This window comes from Psittacicella gerlachiana, assembly GCF_003585965.1.
Classification (GTDB): domain Bacteria; phylum Pseudomonadota; class Gammaproteobacteria; order Enterobacterales; family Psittacicellaceae; genus Psittacicella; species Psittacicella gerlachiana.
Map to the genome: position 1 here is coordinate 1 of NZ_NRJF01000115.1, position 5100 is coordinate 5100.

5 protein-coding genes are annotated in these 5100 nt (G+C 37.3%); all 5 read left to right on the plus strand.

From position 1 onward, the window contains the following. Positions 1–142 precede the first annotated feature (142 nt). The gene (gene rpsL / locus CKF59_RS04360; protein ID WP_119496747.1) at positions 143–517 is read left to right on the plus strand and encodes a 30S ribosomal protein S12; all 375 of its coding nucleotides are present in this window, start codon (positions 143–145) and stop codon (positions 515–517) included. A 133-nt stretch (positions 518–650) separates the two neighbouring features. After that, positions 651–1121, plus strand: a complete 471-nt coding sequence (gene rpsG, locus CKF59_RS04365; protein WP_119534756.1) for a 30S ribosomal protein S7 — start codon at positions 651–653, stop codon at positions 1119–1121. A gap of 96 nt (positions 1122–1217) precedes the next feature. After that, positions 1218–3317 carry an elongation factor G gene (fusA, locus tag CKF59_RS04370; RefSeq protein ID WP_119534757.1) on the plus strand — a complete coding sequence of 700 codons (2100 nt, stop codon included), beginning with the start codon at positions 1218–1220 and terminating at the stop codon, positions 3315–3317. A gap of 61 nt (positions 3318–3378) precedes the next feature. Beyond that, entirely contained in the window at positions 3379–4563 is a 1185-nt protein-coding gene (tuf, locus tag CKF59_RS04375; protein ID WP_119534758.1) for an elongation factor Tu, read from the plus strand. A gap of 157 nt (positions 4564–4720) precedes the next feature. Then, a partial coding sequence (gene secE, locus CKF59_RS04380; RefSeq protein ID WP_119534759.1) for a preprotein translocase subunit SecE occupies positions 4721–5100 on the plus strand: 380 nt, incomplete at its 3' end.

Sequence of the window (5100 nt, forward strand, 5' to 3'; positions counted from 1 at the left end):
GTAAGATTCAAATTATAATATATTTTACTTAAAATAGTGAAAAAGTTATGCAATAAAAATAAAAGTAGTGTATAATATCGTCAGTTTGTTTTGGATGTTAAATCCAATATATTTTTTTAATCTAAATGGAGCTCATAAAAATATGGCAACTATCAACCAATTAGTGCGTAAACCACGCGTTAAAAAAGTTGTTAAAAGTACTGTGCCAGCGTTAGAAGCTTGTCCGCAAAAACGTGGTGTATGTACTCGTGTTTCTACAACAAAACCTAAAAAACCAAACTCAGCACAACGTAAAGTTTGTCGTATCCGTTTAACAAATGGTTATGAAGTGACTTCTTACATTGGTGGTGAAGGTCACAACTTACAAGAGCACAGCGTAGTTTTAATCCGTGGTGGTCGTGTTAAAGACTTACCAGGTGTGCGTTATCACACAGTTCGTGGTGCATTAGACTGTGCTGGAGTTAAAGATCGTAAACAAGGTCGTTCTAAATACGGTGTTAAGAGACCTAAATCTTAATATATATCCGTAGTAAGGCCAAACATAAATTAAAAAACAATTTTACAATTTCAATCAAAGCTCCATTAAGATTTTAGATGTTTTAATTTTAATGAGTTTTGGGTTAACCTGAATATAAACGGAGAAAGAAACCATGCCACGTCGTCGCGTAATTGGTCAACGTAAAATTCTACCAGATCCAAAATTTGGTTCAGAATTATTAGCAAAATTTATCAATGTTATCATGGTAGATGGTAAAAAATCTATCGCTGAAAAAATCGTTTACACTGCGTTAGAGAAATTAGCTCAACACAGTCAAAAATCACCTTTAGAAGCGTTCGAAGCTTCTTTAGAACAAGTACGTCCAACCGTTGAAGTTAAATCACGTCGTGTTGGTGGTTCTACTTACCAAGTACCAGTGGAAATTCGTCCAGTTCGTCGTAACACTTTAGCAATGCGTTGGATTAAAGATGCTGCTAGAAGTCGTAATGATAAAACTATGTCTGATCGTTTAGCAAATGAATTAATTGATGCATTAGAAAATAAAGGTGCAGCAGTTAAAAAACGTGAAGACGTACATCGTATGGCAGAAGCGAACAAAGCATTCGCTCACTTCCGTTGGTAGTATTGCAAATATTAACTTTTTCCTTGCTGCTTAATAATAAGTTTTTAAAATCTATTTATTAAGCAGTTTCATCTTTTTTATTTAGTCGAGGATAAAATGGCTAGAACTACTCCCATTGAACTATACCGTAATATAGGTATTAGTGCTCACATCGATGCAGGTAAAACAACTACTACAGAACGTATTTTATTCTACACTGGTGTAAGTCACAAAATCGGTGAAGTTCACGATGGTGCAGCAACAATGGACTGGATGGAACAAGAGCAAGAGCGTGGTATTACAATTACTTCTGCTGCGACAACTTGTTTCTGGTCTGGTATGAACCAGCAATTCCCTAAACACCGTATCAACATTATCGATACTCCAGGACACGTTGACTTCACAATCGAAGTTGAACGTTCAATGCGTGTTCTTGACGGTGCTGTAATGGTTTACTGTGCAGTAGGTGGTGTACAACCTCAATCTGAAACAGTATGGCGTCAAGCTAACAAATACCATGTACCTCGTATTGCGTTCGTTAACAAAATGGACCGTACAGGGGCTAATTTCTTCCGCGTTGTAGATCAAGTAAAACAACGCTTAGGTGGTAACGCAGTTCCAATTCAAATCCCAGTAGGTGCTGAAGAAGAATTCAGAGGTGTTATTGACCTATTCAAAATGAAAGCAATTAACTGGAATGATGAAGATCAAGGTATGTCTTATGTACTTGAAGATATTCCAGCTGATTTACAAGAAACTGCAGAGTTCTGGCACAACAATATGATCGAAGCTGCTGCTGAAGCTTCTGAAGAGTTAATGGAAAAATACCTAGGTGGTGAAGAGTTAACTGAAGAAGAAATTAAAGCTGCTTTACGTCAACGTGTGTTAGCTAACGAAATCATTTTAATGACATGTGGTTCAGCGTTCAAAAACAAAGGTGTTCAAGCAATGCTTGATGCTGTAGTTGAGTTCTTACCTGCTCCAACAGATGTTCCAGCTATTAAAGGTGAAACATTAAACGGTGCTGAAGAATTACGTCACGCTTCAGATGAAGAACCATTTGCTGCTTTAGCGTTCAAAATCGCTACAGACCCATTCGTTGGTAACTTAACATTCTTCCGTGTTTATTCAGGTGTTGTAAACTCAGGTGACACTGTATTAAACTCAGTGAAAGAAAAACGTGAGCGTATCGGTCGTATCGTTCAAATGCACGCTAACAAACGTGAAGAAATTAAAGAAGTACGTGCAGGTGATATCGCAGCTGCAATTGGTCTTAAAGATGTAGTTACAGGTGATACTATCTGTGATATGTCAAAACCAATCATTCTTGAGCGTATGGAATTCCCTGAGCCAGTAATTAACGTTGCTGTTGAACCTAAAACTAAATCAGACCAAGAGAAAATGGGTATTGCTTTAGGTCGTCTAGCTCAAGAAGATCCATCATTCCGCGTTTATACTGATGAAGAGTCTGGTGAAACAATCATCGCTGGTATGGGTGAGTTACACTTAGATATCATCGTTGACCGTATGCGTCGTGAGTTCAAAGTTGAAGCTAACGTAGGTAAACCTCAAGTATCTTACCGTGAAACAATTCGTGGTTCTGTAGAACAAGAAGGTAAATTTGTTCGTCAATCAGGTGGTCGTGGTCAATATGGTCACGTATACTTACGTATTGAACCATTAGAAGAGAATAAAGGTTATGAATTCGTAAATGCTATCGTAGGTGGTGTGGTTCCTAAAGAGTACATTCCTGCTGTAGATAAAGGAGTTCAAGAGCAAGTTGCTAATGGTGTGTTAGCTGGTTACCCAATCGTTGATGTTAAAGTTACATTATACGATGGTTCTTACCACGATGTTGACTCATCAGAAATGGCATTCAAATTAGCTGGTTCTATGGCGTTCAAAGAAGGTTTTGCTAAAGCACAACCAGTTCTATTAGAACCAATCATGAAAGTTGAAGTAGAAACTCCAGAAGAGTACATGGGTGATGTAATTGGTGACTTAAACCGTCGTCGTGGTATGGTTGAAGGTATGGAAGACATCCCTATGGCTAAGAAAATCAAAGCTCAAGTTCCTCTATCAGAGCTATTTGGTTATGCTACAGACTTACGTTCTCAAACACAAGGTCGTGCATCTTACTCAATGGAATTCTTAAAATATAGCGAAGCTCCACGTAACGTTGCTGAAGCAGTTATTGAAGCTCGTAAATCTAGATAATAAACTTATTTAGAATAAAACTTTTATAAATTTAATTTTTTATTAAATAGGAAATTTTAAAATGGCTAAGTCACAGTTCGTACGTAATAAAACGCACGTAAACGTAGGTACAATCGGTCACGTTGACCATGGTAAAACAACTTTAACAGCTGCTATTACAAACGTATTAGCTAAACACTTCGGTGGTTCAGCTCGTGCATTCGATCAAATCGATAACGCACCAGAAGAAAAAGCACGTGGTATTACAATTAATACTTCACACGTTGAATATGATACAGCTAACCGTCACTATGCTCACGTTGACTGTCCAGGACACGCCGATTATGTTAAAAACATGATCACAGGTGCTGCACAAATGGACGGTGCTATTCTAGTAGTAGCAGCAACAGATGGTCCTATGCCACAAACTCGTGAACACATTCTATTAGCTCGTCAAGTAGGTGTACCTTACATTATCGTATTCTTAAACAAATGTGATATGTTAGATGACGAAGAGTTATTAGAATTAGTAGACATGGACGTTCGTGATCTATTAAATCAATATAACTTCCCAGGTGATGACACTCCAATCATCCGTGGTTCAGCGTTAAAAGCTTTAGAAGGTGACGCAGAGTGGGAAGAGAAAATTTTAGAATTAGCTTCTACATTAGATAGCTACATTCCTGATCCAGTACGTGCGATCGATCAACCATTCTTATTACCAATCGAAGACGTATTCTCAATTTCAGGTCGTGGTACAGTAGTAACAGGTCGTGTTGAGCGTGGTATCGTAAGATCAGGTGACGAAGTTGAAATCGTTGGTATCAAACCTACAACTAAAACAACAGTTACAGCTGTAGAAATGTTCCGTAAAACTCTTGACGAAGGTCGTGCAGGTGAGAACATCGGTGCATTATTACGTGGTACTAAACGTGAAGAAATTGAACGTGGTCAAGTATTAGCTAAACCAGGTACAATTACTCCTCACTCAGACTTCGATTCAGAAGTTTACGTATTAACGAAAGAAGAAGGTGGTCGTCATACTCCATTCTTCAAAGGTTACCGTCCTCAATTCTTCTTCCGTACAACAGACGTTACTGGTACAATCGAATTACCAGAAGGTGTTGAAATGGTAATGCCAGGTGATAACATCAAAATGACTGTAAGCTTAATTCACCCAATCGCAATGGACCAAGGTCTACGTTTTGCGATCCGTGAAGGTGGTCGTACAGTAGGTGCTGGTGTTGTTGCTAACATCATCAAATAATCTATAGATTTTAGATCTAGAAAAAAGGGAGCTTTATGCTCTCTTTTTTTATTTTATTGAAATTTCACGGCTAATTGTGGTAAAATAGTGCAGGTATTTTTTTATATAGTGCTGAAAAAATATTCAGTACGTAATTTTATAGAATTTGAGTTGTTAAATGAGTAATAACGCTGTAAATAATAAAACACCTGGGAAGCCTAAAAAAGCTTCGAGTGCAGTAGTACAAAAAGCAGAAGTAAAGCAGTTAGGTACAGCTGTAAATGGCTTTTTATGGATTGTCACTATTGCTTTAGTTGTAGGTGTTTCATTAGGAAATCAATTATACGCTGATTTAAATCCAGTAGTACGTTTACTAGCTGTGGTTTTTGCGATAATTTTAGCAGTTTTAGCTTTCCTTGTTACAAATCAAGGACGTAAATTTTTAAAATTTGCAATGGAATCAATGCTAGAATTAAAGAAAATTTATTACCCAACAAGAAAAGAAGCATTACAGACTTCAATTATTGTGGTAGTAATTTCAATTTTAGTATCATTTAT